We start from the raw sequence: 16,048 nt of genomic DNA, 5'->3' as shown, positions 1-16,048 counted from the left end.
TCACCCCATCAGGTGATCGCGCGGGCCGTCCGGCCGGTGGGCCCCTGGGCCGGCAGCGGCACCCGGCCGCGTCCGGCCGGCTCCAGCAGCAGCGGCAGCCCCACGGCCGGCAGCAGCCAGGCCAGCACGATCAGCCGCTCGCCCCAGATGTTGATGTCGGGGTGCCCGGCCTGGGTGAGGATGCCGGTGAACGCCGCCCCGACCAGGAACGCGCCGAACGCGGGCCGCCGCAGCGCGCCCCACGCCCCCGCCAGCAGCGCCGCGGCGAACAGCGGCTCGCGGCACTGGCGGCGGGTCCACTCCAGCCAGAAGTTGCCCTGCAACTGGAGGAACTCCGGCCAGGGGTCCGCCCGGTCGGGCCGGGCGAAGTGGCCGGTGAGCAGGTCCTGGAGGCTCTCCGACTCGGAGGGGTAGTGCAGCAGCCGGGCCAGGGCCGCGGTGAGCAGGGCGGCGCCCAGGCCCGTCGCCGCCAGCGCCAGCACGTCCCGGCCGGGCGGCCGGCCCCGCCGGTGACGCCACAGGGCGACCGCCGCGCCCGCCGCGGCCAGACAGACGCCGAGGAAGAGCGCCTGGGAGTGCTTGACCGCGAACAGCAGCGCGAGCGACCCACCCACCAACGCGTACCCGCCCCGCGCGCCCCGGCCCCGCGCCTGCGCCGCCCGCTCGCGCCCGGCGTACGCGGCCCGCACGCCCTCACCCCCTGCTCCCCGGCCCCCGCGCCCACCCCGCAGCACCACCGCGCACCCCCACACCGCCGTCAGCGTCAGGGCCAGCAGCAGCCCCTCCGTCATGGGGCGCATCGCGGTCGTCCCGCACGGCAGGGCGTAGTACAGGGCCTGTCCGGTCAGGGCGAGCGGTACGGACACCGCCAGGGTGCGCAGGATCAGGAAGACCAGCACCCCGCCCGCGACCGCGACCACCACGCTCGCCGCCCACACCCCCCAGGTCACGCCGAGGACGGTGAGGAACGGCACCAGGTACAGCGGGTAGCCCGGCCGCACCTCGAAGATCCGCATGAATCGTTCCGGCATGAACGGCACCGTGTGCCCGCCGGTCTGCCCGTCCGCGAGCCGCCGCTCCACGTTCCGCCACTCCCGTTCCCGGCAGTCGGCCGTCACGGCGGCGGTGGGGTCGGCGCGGTGGAACCGCACCACGTGCACGCTCTGCGCCCGCTTGGCGCTCGCCGCCACGCTGGCGCAGTAGTGCTCGATGGCGCCCGCCGCCGCGCCCCGCTTGCCCTCGCCGGACAGGCTCAGGGCGTACGAGAGGTAGTTCTTGCTGTCGGGGGTGTCCCGGCCGGTGACGTTGGCCAGTTGCAGCACGGCGAAGGCGGCGGCCAGCAGCAGCACCCAGGTGCGCGGCCTCACGACGAGGTCAGCAGGTCGTGGCCGGCGGCGACGGCCCGGCCGCCGGGGGCGGAGGCCGGGTCCGGCATCGGCTCGCCCAGCATCAGGGTGCGCACCACCCGCTCGGCGGCCCGCCCGTCGTCGAACTGGCAGAACCGTTCCCGGAACGCCGCCCGCCGCCGCCCGGACTCCTCGTCCCGCCAGTTGCCCGAGGCCAGCAGCCGGGCCAGTTCGGGGTAGGAGCGGGTCACCGGGCCCGGCGCCTCGGCGGTGATGTCGAAGTAGGCGCCCCGGCTGGCCGCGTACGCCGCCCAGTCGTCGGCGTGCACGACGATCGGCCGGTCCAGGTTGGCGTAGTCGAACATCAGGGCGGAGTAGTCGGTGATCAGCACGTCGGCGGCGAGCATCACCTCCTCGACGTGCGGTTCCCCGGTGGCGTCGACGAGGACGCCGCGCCGGTGCAGCTCGGCCAGGCCGAAGCCGCGGGCGGGGCCGGTGGCCAGGGACGGGTGGAGGCGGACCACCAGGGTGTGGCCCGCGCCGAGGTCGGCGGCGAGCCGGGCCGGGTCGAAGCGGTCGACGTGGCCGCCGCGCCGGTAGTCGCGGCGGGTCGGCGCGTACAGCACGACGGTGTGCTCCGCCGGGATGCCGTGCCGCAGCCGGAAAGCGGCCCCGTCCCCGGGGCGGGCCCGCACCAGGGCGTCGTTGCGGGGGCTGCCGGTGCGCGCCGAGGTGAAGTGGCAGGGGTAGGCCCGCTCCCAGACGCGCTCGGAGTGCAGGTTGGCGACCAGGCTGTAGACCCAGCGGTCGGCGCGGCGCAGCATCTGCGGTACGTCGACGCCGTACCGGGCGCCGGGCTTGTCCAGCAGGTCGGCGCCCATGTACTTCAGCGGGGTGCCCTGGTGGGTGTGGATGTGGACGCTGCCGGGCCGCTTGCGCACCGCCCCGGGCCAGTTGACGTTGTTGACGAAGTACGTGGCCCGTTCGGTGACCCGGCGGTAGGCCGCGCTGCCGAGGAGGACGTGCTCCACGTCCGCCGGGAGCAGCGGCACCTGCTCCTCGTCCTTGAGCACCCACACCCCGCGCAGCCCCGGGGCGATCCGGCGGGCCGCGTGGTAGATCGCCGCGGGGTCGCCGAGCACGCCCCGGTGGGAGAAGGCCGAGTACACCGCGAGGTCCGGGTCCAGCGGCCGGTAGGCCCGCGCCGCCGACCGGACGCGGCCCAGCTTCCCGGCCGCCGCCGTACGGACCCGGCGCGCCCGGCGCCCCAGCTCGCGGGTGGCCCGGCCGGTCTGCCTGCGGGCCTGGTAGACGGCGTAGCCCTGCTCCAGGACGCGCAGTTCGGCCGGGACCCGGGCGCCCTCCGGTTTGTGCGCGCGAAACAGCTCGGCGGTGCGGTGGAAGAACTCGGCCTTGTCGGACGGGGGCAGCCGGTCCGGCTTGGCGAGGATGTCCAGGCAGTGCTCGCCCATCTTGGCGTGCAGGAACGGCCGCCAGGACGCCAGCTCCGGCCGCTGGTCGAGGAAGGCGAAGACCCGCTCGTACTGCTGGTGGACGTCGAAGTGCTTGCGGCTGGTGGTGGACAGGATGTTGCCCTGGCGGCGCTGCCGGTAGTTCAGGCAGATCCGGTCCAGCACGGCGATCCGCTCGGCGCTGAGCAGCACCGGGAAGGTCCAGGGCGTGTCCTCGTAGTAGCCGGGCGGGAAGGTGAAGCCGCCGGCCTCGACGAAGCCGCGCCGGTAGACCTTGTTCCAGACCACCATCAGCAGGTCGAGGATCTCGGGGTGCTCGGCGGCCGTGAAGGTGCCGTCCCCGGCCTCGGTGAGGACGTGCGCGAGGACGTTGCGCCGGGTGCCGCCCCACCAGTAGGTGCGGGCGTAGTCGAAGACCAGCACGTCCGGGTCGCCGGTCTCGGTGAGCCGGTCGGCCAGGGCGCGCAGCGCGCCCGGGGTGAGCGTGTCGTCGCTGTCCAGGAAGAGCAGGTAGTCGCCGGTGGCGTGCGGCAGCCCGGCGTTGCGGGCCCGGCCGAGGCCGGCGTTCTCCGCCAGGTGCAGCACCCGCACCCGGTCGTCGCGGGCCGCGTACTCGTCCAGGATCGCGCCGGAGCCGTCCGGGGAGCAGTCGTCGACGGCGATCACCTCGATGTCCCGGTGGCACTGCCCCAGGACCGAGTCGAGGCACTCGCGCAGGAAGCCCTGCACCTTGTAGCAGGGGATGATGACGGTGAAGCGGGGCACTTCGGGTTCAGCTCCTTACCAGGGGGGCGGCGGCGGGCGCCGGGACGCGCTCGGCCAGCGGCGTCACGGGCGGCAGCGCCTGCGGGGGCTCGCCGAGCAGGACCCGGCGCACGACGCGCTCGGCGGCCCGGCCGTCGTCGAACTCGCAGAACCGCTCCCGGAACGCGGCCCGCCGCGCCGCCGACTCCGGGCCCGCGTACGTGCCGTCGCGGAAGACGCGGGCCAGTTCCCCGGGGGTGCGGGCGACCGGGCCGGGCGGCGCCGCCATCAGGTCGAAGTAGACGCCCCGGGTCTCCCGGTAGACGTCCCAGTCGTCGGCGTACACGACGATCGGCCGGTCCAGGTTGGCGTAGTCGAACATGATCGAGGAGTAGTCGGTGACCAGCGCGTCGGCGGCCAGGCACACGTCCTCCGAGGAGCGGTGCCCGGTCACGTCGATGATCCGGCCGCTGCTCCGGCGCCCGCCGCGGTCGTAGAAGTAGTGGGCGCGCAGCAGCACCACCACGTCCTCGCCGGCCGCCGCGCAGAACGCCTCCAGGTCCAGGCCGCCCGCGTCGAACCCGGTCGCGTAGTCGCGGTGGGTCGGCGCGTACAGCACCGCCGTCCTGCCCTCGGGGACGCCGAGTTCGCGCCGCACTCGGGCCACGTCCTCGGCGGTCGCCCGGTAGTAGACGTCGTTGCGCGGATAGCCGTACTCCAGGTGCTCGTAGGAGCCCGGGAAGGCGCGCTCCCACATCTGGGTGGAGTGCCGGTTGGACGACAGGTTGTAGTCCCAGCGGTCCACCCGGCCCAGCAGCTTGGCGAAGCTGCCGGTGGCCGCCGCGACCACCGGGTACGTCGACTGGTCGACGCCCATCGTCTTCAGCGGGGTGCCGTGCTGGGTCTGTACGTGCACGCTGCCGGGGCGTTTGACCACGCCCTCGGCGAAGTTGGCGTTGTTGACCAGGTACTTCGCGCGGGCCAGCACCTCCCAGTAGCGGCGGCTGCCGATCACCGCGTGGTCGACGCCCTGGGGCATCGAACGGACCTGGTCGGCTTCGACCAGGAACACCGAGCGGATGTGCGGGGCGAGTTCGCGGGCCTTGGCGTGGATCGCGGCCGGGTTGCAGGCGTAACCGCGGCCCCAGTAGGCGCAGTACACCGCCAGATTCGGGTCCAGGGGGCGGCGCAGGTGCCAGCGGTAGAGCAGCCGGGTGCGCAGGCCGCGCGGGACCGGGAGCGCGTGCAGCGCGCCCGTCGCCACCCGGTTGCCGCCCCGCAGCGCGCGGAACGCCGCGTACGCCCCCCGTTCCAGCAGCCGGTGCTGCACCCCGAGGCTGCCGCCCGGCGGCCGGTACCCGGCGGGGCGGTGCCGCCGGTACAGCAGCCCCGCCCGGCGGAAGAAGGCCCGCCGCCCGGACGGCAGCTTCCGCGGATGCGCGGCCGTCTTCAGCGCCGCCGCCATCAGGTGCTCGAACAGCGCGCCGCGCCGTTCCTCGGACAGGCCCAGCTCGGCGGCCCGGGTCAGCACCAGCTCGGCCTGGTCGAGCAGCTCGGCGTGGTGGGCGCCCGGCAGGTTCAGCCGGTTGCCCTGCCGCCGCACCAGATGCCGTACGACGACCTGGCGCAGCACCGCCATCCGCTCGGCGGCCGCCGCGACCGTGCCGCCGAAGCCGATGTCGGTGAAGTGCCCGTCGGGGAAGACCAGCGGCCGCTCGGACCCGGTGAGGAAGGCCCGGCGGTAGGCGGCGCTCCAGGCCGGCAGTCGCACGCCGGTCAGGTGCGGGGCCCGGTCGGGCGCGAAGGCACCGCCGGGGGCGCCGGCCAGCAGCGTGGCGGCCGGGTTGGCGGGCTCGCCCTCCCACCAGGGCACCCGCTCGTGCTCGAAGTACAGGACGTCCACGTCACCGGTGCCGGCCAGGCGCCCGTCCAGCGCCGCCAGCGCGCCCGGCACCAGCGTGTCGTCGCCGTCCAGGAACAGCAGATACGTGCCGGTCGCCGCGCGGACACCGGTGTTGCGCGCCCCGGCCAGCCCGGCCGACGGCGGCGAGTGCACGGGCGCCACCCGGGAGTCCCGGCCGGCCCGCGCGGCGGCGACCTCGGCCGCGGCCGGGTCCGGGGCGTCACAGACCGGGATCACCTCGAAGTCGCCGAAGGACTGGGCGAGGACGGAGTCCAGGGCCTGGGCCAGCCTGCCCGCGACCCCATGGGACGGGACGATGATGCTGAAGCGGGGCATACTGCTCTCTCTGTCGTCGTGCGGTCGGCGCGGTGCCGACATCTGTCCGGCGGCGGCCCGGCCGCCCGCTGGGCCGCTGGACCGGGGGTCCGCCGGGCGGCCGGGTCGGAACGGGCCGCGACGGGCTGCGGTGCATGGGCGGGCTCCCGGTGCGAACGACGGTCAGAGGCGGTCGGAAACGGGGCGGGCGGCGGCGGCCGGACCGGGCACCGTCGTCAGCGGGGAACCCGCGGCGGAGGGCGCCGGGCGGCGCTCGTGGTACGGCACCACCGGCGGCAGCGCGCTCTCGTCGGCGCCGCACACGATCCGGCGCACCACCCGCTCGGCGGCCCGTCCGTCGTCGTACGGGCAGAACCGCTCCCGGAACGCCGCCCTGAGCCGGGTGCAGCGCGCCCCCCGCCAGTACCCGCTGGTGAACACGTCGATCAGCTCGTCCTCGTCGCACGCGACCGCGCCCGGCGGACAGGACCGCAGGTCGACATAGGTGCCGCGGGCCGCCCGGTACGCCTCGTGGTCGGGGGTGTGCAGCACGATCGGGCGGTCCAGGCCCGCGTAGTCGAACATCAGGGGCGCGTAGTCGGTGAGCAGCACGTCCGAGGCGAGGCAGAGCGAGGTCAGGGCCGGGTGGCCGGTGACGTCCACGATCCGGCCGGCCGCCGACGCCAGCGGGTGGGCGGGCCGGGCCTGCTCGCCGCGGGCCAGCACCAGGAAGCGGGGGCCGAGGCGGCGCAGGACCCGCTCCAGGTCCAGGACCGGGCGCTGGGTGCGCCGGTAGTCGCGGGGGGCGGGGACGTACAGGATGGCGACCGTGCCCTCGGGGACGCCGAACAGCTCGCGCAGCCGGGCCACGTCGGCGGGCGTCGCCCGCTGGAAGGCGTCGGTACGGGGCTGGCCGTACTCCAGCACGGTGTAGCGGCCGGGGAAGACGCGCTGCCAGGTCAGGGTGGAGTGGCGGTTGGCGGACAGCACGTAGTCCCAGGTGTCGACGTCGCGCAGCAGCGCGGGGAAGTCGGTGTCCCGGGCGGCGGCCGGACGGTCCAGCAGGTCCAGGCCCATGTGCCCGAGCGGGGTCCCGGCCAGGGTCTGCACCAGCACCTGGCCGCGCCGCTTGACCAGTCGGCGGTCGAAGGGCGCGTTGTGCACCACGTACTTGGCGCGGGCCAGCTCGGTGAAGTACCCGGCGGTGCCCGGGGTGACCCGGCGGGTGCCGGGCGGGACGGTGTGGCGCAGCGCCGGGCCGGTCGCCCACGCGGTGCGGATGTGCGGGGCGACCTCGCGGAACGCGGCCTCCAGCGCCCCCGGGTTGCAGCCGTACCCGGCGCCGTCGTCGGCGGCGAACACCGCGCGGTCGGCGCGCAGCGGGAGCAGCCGCTGGAGGCGGTAGTGGAAGCGCAGGGCGGCACCCCGCGCGGCGCGCGCCGACCGGACGGCGGCCCGGGCGGTACGGCGGCGCAGCGCGGCGGCCAGCCGCAGCATCCGGTAGGTGCGGTGCAGGCCCAGCCGGATCAGGGCGTGCCGCAGCTTCACCGGGAGCGGGGCGGGGGCGCCCGGGACGCGGTGCCGGCGGCAGTGGGCGCGCGCCCGGCGCAGGAACTCCGCGTGCGAGCCGCGCGGCAGGCGGTCGCGCCGGGAGTACACCACCGTCAGGTGGTCCAGCATCCGCCGGTACAGCACCGGCCGCCAGCGGTCCGCCTGCACCGGCTCCGGCGCCGACTCCAGGAACGCGAACACCCGGTCGTACTGGGCGAACACATCGAAGTGCCGGGCGTCGGGGGTGCCCAGGATGCTGCCCCGGCGGCGCTGCCGGTAGTGCACGCAGACGTGGTCCAGGGTGGCGATCGACCCGGCGCTGATCAGCAGCGGGTAGGTCCAGGGGGTGTCCTCGTAGTAGCCCGGCGGGAAGGCCAGGCCGAGGCGCTCGACGAACTCGCGGCGGCAGGTCTTGTTCCACGCCACCATCAGCAGGTTCAGCAGTCCCGGGCGGTCGGCGAGCCGGAACGGGGCCGGGCCGTCCTCGCCGAGCCGGGCCGCGGCCCGGTTGCGCACGGCCTCGCCGGTCCAGTCGGTGCGCGCGTAGTCGTACACCAGGACGTCCGGCTCGCCGGTCTCCTTCAGCCGGTCCGCGATCAGCCGCAGCGCGTCCGGGGTCAGGGTGTCGTCGCCGTCCAGGAAGACCAGGTAGTCGCCGGTGGCCGCGCGCATCCCGGCGTTGCGGGCGGGGCCCAGGCCCTGGTTCTCGGGCAGGTGCACGGCCCGTACGCGCGGGTCGCGGGCCGCGTACTCGTCGATGATCTCGCCGCAGGCGTCCGGGGAGGCGTCGTCGACCGCGAGGAGTTCCAGGTCCGGGTACGACTGCGACAGCACCGACTCCAGGCAGGCGGGCAGGTACGCCTGGACCTGGTGGGCGGGGACGATGACACTGAACCGGGGCACGGGGACATCCATGGGTCGGCGCGGGCGTTCGGCCCGGGAACGGCCAATGGAGTGACTTGGTTACGGCGGCTGCGGCATTCGGGGGACGCCCGGAAACGGAACGGGGCGGACCGTGAAGTCCGCCCCAACGATCCGTGACCGTCCGTTACTTGACCGCGCCCGCCATCACCCCGGACACGAACTGCCGCTGGAAGGCGAAGAACACCGCCAGCGGCACCACCATGGAGATGAACGCACCGGGCGCCAGCACGTCCACGTTGTTGCCGAACTGCCGCACCTGGGTCTGGAGGGCGACCGTGATCGGCTGGTTCCCGGAGTCCGCGAAGATCAGCGCGACCAGCATGTCGTTCCACACCCACAGGAACTGGAAGATGCCCAGGCTGGCGATGGCCGGCCCGCCCAGCGGCATCACCACCCGGGCGAACAGCCGCAGTTCACCGGCGCCGTCCAGCCGGGCCGCCTCCAGCAGCTCGCGGGGGATCTCGGCGAAGAAGTTCCGCAGCAGGAACACCGCGAACGGCAGTCCGAAGCCGACGTGGAACAGGATCACGCCCAGCAGCGAGCCGAACAGGCCGATGGTGCCGAAAAGTTCGGCGATCGGAATGAGCGCCACCTGCACCGGCACCACCAGCAGCCCCACCACGCCCAGGAACCACCAGTCGCGGCCCGGGAACTCCATCCAGGCGAACGCGTATCCGGCCAGTGAGCCGATCACGACGACGAGGACCGTCGCCGGGACCGTGATCAGCACGGTGTTGACCAGGGAGTCGGTGATGTCGCCGTTCTCCAGCAGGTCCGCGTAGCTGGCGAAGGTCAGCTCGGAGGGCTTGCTGAACACATGCCACCAGCCGTCGGCGCCGATGGCCTCCGGGGTGCGCAGCGAGGACAGCAGCACCCCGATCGTCGGGACCAGCCAGAACAGGCCGACCACGATCAGGAACACCCGCACCAGACCGCCGCTGACCCCCTCGGCCAGGCGGGACCCCAGCGGGCGCCGGGCCCTGGTCGCCGTACCCGTGTCCGTCGTCATCGCCGCACCTCCCGCCGCAGCCGCCGGATGTTGAACCACATCACCGGGATCACCAGGAGCAGCAGGAACACCGAGATCGCGCTCGCGACGCCCGGCTGGTCCTCGGAGAAGCCCTTGCGGTACAGCTCCAGCGCCAGCACGTTCGCGTCGTCCTGGGAGGAGCCGGGGGCGATGATGAACACCAGGTCGAAGATCTTCAGTACGTTGATCATCAGGGTGACGACGACGACCGCGAGGACCGGCGCCAGCATCGGCACGGTGATCCTGCGGAAGACCTGCCACTCGTTGGCCCCGTCGACCCGGGCCGCCTCCAGCAGCTCCCGGGGCACCCCCGCCAGCCCGGCCGCGATCAGCACCATCGCGAAACCGGCCCACATCCACACGTACGACCCGATGATCGCCGGGGTGACCAGGGACGGGCCGAGCCAGTCCAGGCCGTTGTACGGCTCCTTGAAGTTGCCGGCGGGCAGTTGCAGCCGCGCCCCGTCGGCGGCGGCGGGCAGCGTGAACGAGCCGTCGTCGCCGGCCGTCGTGGACGCCACCACCTTGCCGTCCTTGACGGCCTCGATCCGCATGCCGGGGTAGCCCAGCTCGCCCGGGTCGACGCCGCCCAGCTTCCCGACGCCCTTGCCGCGGGTGAAGTCCTGCCAGGTGGTGCCGGTCACCTTGCCCGGCTCGGCCTTCGGCGCCGCCGCGTCCCGGGCGTCGTCGGGCATCAGGTCGGGGGCGACCCCGACCAGGGGCAGGGCGACCGGCGTACCGGCCCGGACCGGGTCCTTGGTGATGAACGCCCCGCCGCCCGCCGCCCGCAGCGGCGACTCGCGGCCCGGGTGCGCCTTCGGGAACGCCGAGGACTCGGCGAAGGTGTCGTGCACCCCGACCCAGACCGCGTTGGCGACGCCCTTGTCCGGGTCCTGGTCGTACACCAGCCGGAAGATGATGCCCGCGGCCAGCATGGAGATGGCCATCGGCATGAAGACGACCAGCTTGAACGCCGTGCCCCAGCGCACCCGTTCGGTCAGCACGGCGAAGACCAGGCCGAGCGCGGTGGCCACCGTCGGCGCGAACACCACCCAGATGACGTTGTTCTTCAGCGCGGTGCGGATGCCGTCGTCGGTGAAGAGCGCCTCGTAGTTGTCGAACCCGGCGAAACCGTCGCCGGACTGGTCGTAGAAGCTGCGGAACAGCGAGTACCCGATCGGGTAGACCACGAGCGCGCCGAGCAGCACGAACGCGGGCAGCAGGAACAGCGCCGCCACCGTTCTGCGCGTGCCGGTCACGCTCTTGCGCGCCTCGGGGGCGACGGGGCCCGGCGGGGCCCCGGTCGCCGCGGTCGACGCCATCGGGTCAGTCCCCGTAGGCGGCGGAGGCGTCGGCCTCCAGCTTCGCCTGGGTGCCCGCGATGTCCTTCGGGTTCTTCAGGAAGTCCTGGAGGGCCTTCCACTCGCCCTTGCCGGGCGTGCCGCCGAACGCCTGCGGGGCCTGGTCGGACATGTCGAAGCGGAAGTCGTCGCCGGCCGCGATCAGCGCCTGCGCCATCTTGCGCTGCACGTCGTTCGGGTACGCCGACGCGTCCACGCTCTTGTTCGGCGAGAGGTAGCCGCCGAGCTTCGCCTGGATCGTGGCCGCGTCCGGCGAGGCCAGGAAGGTCGCCAGGGCCTGCGCCGCCTTGGAGTCCTTCAGGATCACCGCCGCGTCACCGCCGGAGACCACCGGCGCGTCGCCGCCGACGGCCGGGAACGGGAACACCTTGGCGTCCGTGCCGACCTTCGCCTTGGTCTCACCGATGTTGACCTGCACGAAGTCGCCCTCGTAGACCATGCCCGCCTTCGGCTGGTCGCCGCCGGTGAAGGTCTGCGTCACCGACGCCGGGAACTCCGTCTGCAGCGCGCCCTTCGCGCCGCCCGCGATGTAGTCCTTCTTGCCCCATATCTGCGCGAGCGTGGTCAGCGCCTCCTTCACGGAGGGGTCCGTCCACTTGATCTCGTGCGCGGCCAACTGGTCGTACTTCTCCGGGCCCGCCTGCGAGAGGTAGACGTTCTCGAACCAGTCGGTCAGGGTCCAGCCGTCGGCGCCGCCCACCGAGAACGGCGTCACCCCGGAGTCGTAGACGGTCTGGGCGGCGGTCAGCAGCTCGTCCCAGGTCTTCGGCTCCGACGCGCCCGCGTTCTCGAAGACCTGGGTGTTGTACCAGATCAGCGACTTGTTCGCGGCCTTGTAGTAGACGCCGTACTGCTTGCCGCCGACCTTGCCGATGTCCTGCCAGCCCTGCGAGTAGTTCTCGCTCAGCTCCTTGACGGCCTCCGCGCCCAGCGGCTTGGCCCAGCCCTTGTCGACGGCCTGCTTGATGGCGCCGGGCTGCGGGAGCATCGCCACGTCCGGCGGGGCACCGCCCGCGACCTTCGAACCGAGGAAGTTGATGATGGGGTCCTGCGCGGGCACGAAGGTCACCTTCGCGCCGGTGCGCTTCTCGAACTCCGCGAGGACCGCCTTGAAGTTCTTCTGCTCGGCACCCGTCCAGACGGCCGCGACCTGAAGGCTCTCACCGTCCAGCTTGGGCAGGGTGACGGTGCTCTCCGTCGCCTTGTCGGTGCCGCCGCTCTTGTCCTCGTCGCCGTCGTCGTCGCCACCGCACGCGGTGAGCGAGAGCGCGAGGGCTCCCGCCACGATCGCCGCCGCGGCCCGTGCGGTTCCGCGTGTCCGGATGGTGTTGCTCGTCCGCATCACTGCCCCGTTCTTCGTTCCTCGTCGAACGTCGCGCTGTCCCGTGCGCACTGGTCTACGCCCGGTGACTCGGGGGCGGCAAGAGCGCATCCCATGTCAACCCGTAGATCGTGATTGCCTCGTGACCAGCGGCGGGGGTGGGGAGGTCGGGGGTGCGTGCGGGCACGGTGGGCCGGGGTGCGGGCGCGGGGCGGGGCCCGGGGGCCCCGGCCCCGGGGGCGGGTGGCTTCGGCCCCGGGGTCACAGCAGGGAGGGGACCTCCGCCGCCGAGACCTCGCGGGCCGCCCGTTCCAGCGCGCTGGCGAGGAGGGCCAGGTCGGTGGGGCCGTTGCCCAGTTCGCGGACCGGGCGGCGGGCCGGGGGGTCGCCCATGCGCGGCCACTCCAAGGGGAGGACCGTCGGACGCAGGGTCGCCGTCCGGGGGATGCGGCCCGTGACCCGGCCGCCCTGGAACGGCGTGACCCGCCCGTCCGGGGTCGTCAACCGGCCGCGCCCCGGCGCCGGTTCGTCCGGCCCCGGCACCGGCGCGTCCAGCGTGACCCGCAGCGCGGCCCGGCGCACCGGTTCCGTCTGGTCCGTACGGCCGCCCGGCGCGGTGGCCGCCACCAGGTGCACGCCGAGCCGCTCGCCGTCCCGGGCCACGGCCTCCAGGGCCCGCATCACCGACCCCGCCGCGGGCCGCCCCGGCGACCCCAGCGGGGGAGTGACCAGCGCGTCCAGGTCGTCCACGACCACCACCAGGCGGGGCAGCGGCGGCGCCGCCTCCGCCCGCCGCCGGGCCGCCCCCGGCCGCAGCTTCAGCGTCGAACTCGGCGGAGAGTCCAGGTCCCCCGCCCCGCCCCCGCCGCCCGGCGCCGGTGTCCGCTGGGCGACCATCCGGCCCGACACCGCGCGCCCGGTGTGCCACTCGGTGAAGTCCGAACGGCCCAGCAACTCCGCGCGCCGCTTCAGCTCGGCGCTCAGCGACTGCGCGAACTCCCGCATCCGCACCGGGTCGTTGGCGGCCAGGTGCGTCGTCACGTGCGGCACGTCCAGACAGACCCGCAGCCCCTCGCCGGGGCCGCCGCCCGCCCCCGCGCCCGTGCCGTCCCGGCCGTCGATCAGGACGACGCCCAGCCGGTCCGGGCGCTCGGCCGAGGCCAGCGAGGCGACCAGCGCCCGCAGCAGCTCCGTACGGCCGCTGCCCGGCGGTCCCTCGATCAGCAGGTGCGGTCCCTCGGCCGCGAGGTCCACGCCGACCGGGCCGCGCGGTCCGGCGCCCAGCACCCCGTGGGCCCGGCCGCCGAGCGCCCGGGGGTCGTCGGCGGCAGCCGCCCAGCGGGCCATCAGGGACGCCGGGGTGGCCCGCGCCAGCCCCAGCTCGTCCAGCAGCCGGGCCGCCTGGGGCAGCGGCGCGGACACGCGCGCGTGCCGCTCGCCCGCGCCGCTCTCCGGGCGCAACGGCGCCAGCGCCCGCGCGAACCGCTCCGCCCACGCCGCCGACACGGCGTCCACCGTGCCCAGGGTGCCGTGGCCGACCGGACCGGCCGGGGCCGCGCCGGTGCGCGCGACGCGCAGCAGCCGCAGCGCCGTCGCCACGTCCCCGCTGAGCAGCGCGACGGCACCGCACTCCCGGAACACCGGGTTCGCCGCGCAGGCCGCCTCGTACGTCTGCGTCACCGGCGACGCCGGGGAGGCGGCGGCCGTCTCGGCGAGGCACACCACATGGATCCCGGCGCGCGGCCCCTCCAGGGCCAGCCTCGTCACCGTCTCCCTGAGGTCCGCGCCGCCCGGGTCCCCGTCCACGACCACCACGGTGTACGGCCCCGGGTGGCCGGCCGCGGCCGGCTCGGTGCCGTCGTCGTCCGGCCGCGCCCACGAGGGGCGTGCGGCCGGGCCCCCGGCTGCGGGGGACCCCTCGGCGGCGGCCGGCCTGGCCGGTGCGGACGGCGGGCGGACGTCGGTCCGGGCTTCGGTGAGGTGGTCGTCGAGGCGGCGGAGCAGCTCCTGACCGCGGGCCGCGGCCTGGTCGCGGTCGAAGGCGAGCAGCAGGCGGCAGTCCTGGCCGTGGCCCGGACGCAGATGGGGCAGCCAGCCCAGCCAGGACCACTCGGCGGTCCGTTCCGGCACCGCCCGCGAACGGTCCGCGCTGATCAGGACGATCTCCAGCAGGTCGGGCGAGTGCAGCGCGGCGAGCTGCGCCAGCACCGAGCGGGCCAGCCCGGCGAGCCGCTCGCGCGGGCCCGCGAGTCCGAGCGCCCCGGACTCGCGCAGCCCGGCGGTCACCGGGACCGCGGGCAGCGGCGCACCGCCCGGCGCCACCCGGTCGGCCGTACCGAGCCGGACCGCGAGCAGCTCCGGATGGACCGGGCCGCGCTCCCACAGCCGGGGGCCCGGCCCGAGCGCGGTCAGCAGCAGCGCGGCCGCGTCCGGCCAGGTCTCCGGCACGGGGGAGGGATCGGCCGGGGGCGGGCCCGGATCGCCGTACTCCCCGTCGTCCGGGAGCGGCGCCTGCTCGGCCCGTCCGCCGGCCAGCTTCCGCGCCCACGCCGACAGCCCCCCGCGCCGCCGCACCCCCGGCGGCACGTCGGTGCCGCGCAGCGGGGTGCCCTTGCGTCCGCCGGTCGCGGGGGGCGGGACGGCGGCCCCGGGGCGGGGGGCGCCGGGGCCGCTCACCGCGCGGTCACCGGCCCCCGGCGCGGGCGGCAGCCCGGACGTGCCGTACGGGTCGCCCGTACCGAGCAGATGCTCCGCGTCGAACCCGGGCACCCCTGACCGGCCCGCGTCGTAGCCGGTGGTTCCGGAGCGGCCCGCGTCGTTTCCGGTCGCTGCGGAACGGCCCGCGTCGTAGCCGGTCACTCCCGACCGGCCCGCGTGCGTGTCCCCGGAAGCGCCCGTGCCGTGGCTCTCGATCCGGGGAGCGCCGCCCTGCCCGGGCACGAGCGGCTCCGCGGGTCCGTGCCCGCGCGCCCCCGGCGTCTCGGCGGCGGCCCCCCACCCGGCCGTACCGTACGCGTGCCCGGTGGCCTGCGCGGTGGCCTGTCCGGCACCCCCGGTGGCCCGCGCCGGAGCCTCGTCCTGCGGTACGTCCCCGCCCTCTCGCCCGTCGGCGGCCCCCCGTACCGCGTCCGCACCGGAACCGCCGTCGCCGGCCCCGGACCCCTCGCCGACGCGCACCCCCGCCACCGGCACCCGCACCCGCACGAACCCCTCCCCGTCCGGCGCGGTCGGCACGCGCGTGCCCGGGTGGGCGGCGCGCGCCGGGACCAGCCGCAGCGCCGACTCCCCGATCCGCAGCAGCGCCCCCGGAGGGAACCGCACCGGGCGGTCGCCCACGCGCGTGCCGTCCAGCGTGGTGCCGTTGGTGGAGCCGAGGTCGGCGACCGTGACGCGGCCGCCGGCGGCGACGGTGACCGCGCAGTGCGCCCGGGAGACGTCGGGGTCGTCGAGCGGGACGTCGGCGTCGGCGGAGCGGCCGATGCGGATCTGGCCGCCGTGCAGCAGGTGGACGCCGCCCGCGTCCGGGCCCGCGACCACCTGGAGCTGGGTCGGGGCGTCCGCGGACTCGGGGTGCGGCTCGGGGTCGCCGGGGGCGCCGAGGAACAGCACGGCGCCGTCGGTCAGGGGCGGCTCGCCGAGGGTGCACCGCCGCGCGTCCAGCGGCCGCTCGCCCGCGTACAGCACCACCGGACCCGAGCCGTCACCGCCCGGGACCGCCGCGGCGAGGGCGGACGCCACGTCGGCCAGGGCCGTGCCGACGGGCGCCGTGACCAGCACGTCGCGGCTCGCGGCGCGGCCCGGCGCCGGCGAGGAGGACGGGCCCAGCGGGTCTACGACGGTCAGCCGGATCTGCATCGCCGTCAGCGGTCCCTTCTGCGCGGGCGCCCGCGCGTCCGCGGACGAAGCCGTCCCGCGGTCCCCCACCACGGACTTCCCCCACCGCCACACGAGCACGTCGGCCAGTACTGCACGCATCCTCGCACCTGCCACTGACAACCTGCCCGCCACCGGCCATCAAATGATCTTGATTGGTCGGCTCTGCCCGTAAAAATGCCCGACCGGCACGGACCGGATGACCGTT

Annotated in this window: 8 protein-coding genes; all 8 read right to left on the bottom strand. The window is 75.3% G+C overall.

Features of this window, described 5'->3' with window-relative positions; translation table 11 throughout:
• Positions 1-8 precede the first annotated feature (8 nt).
• Positions 9-1,367 (bottom strand): hypothetical protein, encoded by a 1,359-nt coding sequence (locus IE316_RS04080; protein WP_190202683.1) that lies wholly within the window; start codon positions 1,365-1,367, stop codon positions 9-11.
• On the bottom strand, positions 1,364-3,583 hold the full coding sequence (locus IE316_RS04075; RefSeq protein ID WP_190202682.1) for a bifunctional glycosyltransferase/CDP-glycerol:glycerophosphate glycerophosphotransferase: 2,220 nt from the start codon (positions 3,581-3,583) through the stop codon (positions 1,364-1,366). Before IE316_RS04075 ends, IE316_RS04080 begins: the two co-directional genes overlap by 4 nt.
• Positions 3,584-3,590: 7 nt before the next feature.
• The gene (locus IE316_RS04070; protein WP_190202681.1) at positions 3,591-5,801 is read right to left on the bottom strand and encodes a CDP-glycerol glycerophosphotransferase family protein; all 2,211 of its coding nucleotides are present in this window, start codon (positions 5,799-5,801) and stop codon (positions 3,591-3,593) included.
• 162 nt (positions 5,802-5,963) lie between these two features.
• Positions 5,964-8,234, bottom strand: a complete 2,271-nt coding sequence (locus IE316_RS04065; RefSeq protein ID WP_190202680.1) for a bifunctional glycosyltransferase/CDP-glycerol:glycerophosphate glycerophosphotransferase — start codon at positions 8,232-8,234, stop codon at positions 5,964-5,966.
• A gap of 145 nt (positions 8,235-8,379) precedes the next feature.
• Positions 8,380-9,264, bottom strand: coding sequence for a carbohydrate ABC transporter permease (locus IE316_RS04060; protein WP_190202679.1), 885 nt, complete (start codon positions 9,262-9,264; stop codon positions 8,380-8,382).
• Positions 9,261-10,544 (bottom strand): carbohydrate ABC transporter permease, encoded by a 1,284-nt coding sequence (locus tag IE316_RS04055; protein WP_308438888.1) that lies wholly within the window; start codon positions 10,542-10,544, stop codon positions 9,261-9,263. Before IE316_RS04055 ends, IE316_RS04060 begins: the two co-directional genes overlap by 4 nt.
• 67 nt (positions 10,545-10,611) lie before the next feature.
• Positions 10,612-11,988 (bottom strand): ABC transporter substrate-binding protein, encoded by a 1,377-nt coding sequence (locus IE316_RS04050; RefSeq protein WP_190202677.1) that lies wholly within the window; start codon positions 11,986-11,988, stop codon positions 10,612-10,614.
• Positions 11,989-12,228: 240 nt separating this feature from the next.
• On the bottom strand, positions 12,229-15,822 hold the full coding sequence (locus IE316_RS04045; RefSeq protein WP_190202755.1) for an FHA domain-containing protein: 3,594 nt from the start codon (positions 15,820-15,822) through the stop codon (positions 12,229-12,231).
• Positions 15,823-16,048 lie beyond the last annotated feature (226 nt).

Origin of the sequence: Streptomyces fumanus (genome assembly GCF_014655295.1) — a bacterium.
Lineage (GTDB): Bacteria > Actinomycetota > Actinomycetes > Streptomycetales > Streptomycetaceae > Streptomyces > Streptomyces fumanus.
The sequence above is the reverse complement of the archived record's forward strand: the minus strand, read 5'-3'. Positions and strand labels throughout refer to the sequence as shown.

What these genes read in the sequence shown, in the direction of transcription:
- IE316_RS04050 (WP_190202677.1), bottom strand. Translation starts at nt 11,988, where the DNA reads ATGCGGACGAGCAACACCATCCGGACACGCGGAACCGCACGGGCCGCG.
- IE316_RS04045 (WP_190202755.1), bottom strand. Translation starts at nt 15,822, where the DNA reads ATGCAGATCCGGCTGACCGTCGTAGACCCGCTGGGCCCGTCCTCCTCG.
- IE316_RS04060 (WP_190202679.1), bottom strand. Translation starts at nt 9,264, where the DNA reads ATGACGACGGACACGGGTACGGCGACCAGGGCCCGGCGCCCGCTGGGG.
- IE316_RS04070 (WP_190202681.1), bottom strand. Translation starts at nt 5,801, where the DNA reads ATGCCCCGCTTCAGCATCATCGTCCCGTCCCATGGGGTCGCGGGCAGG.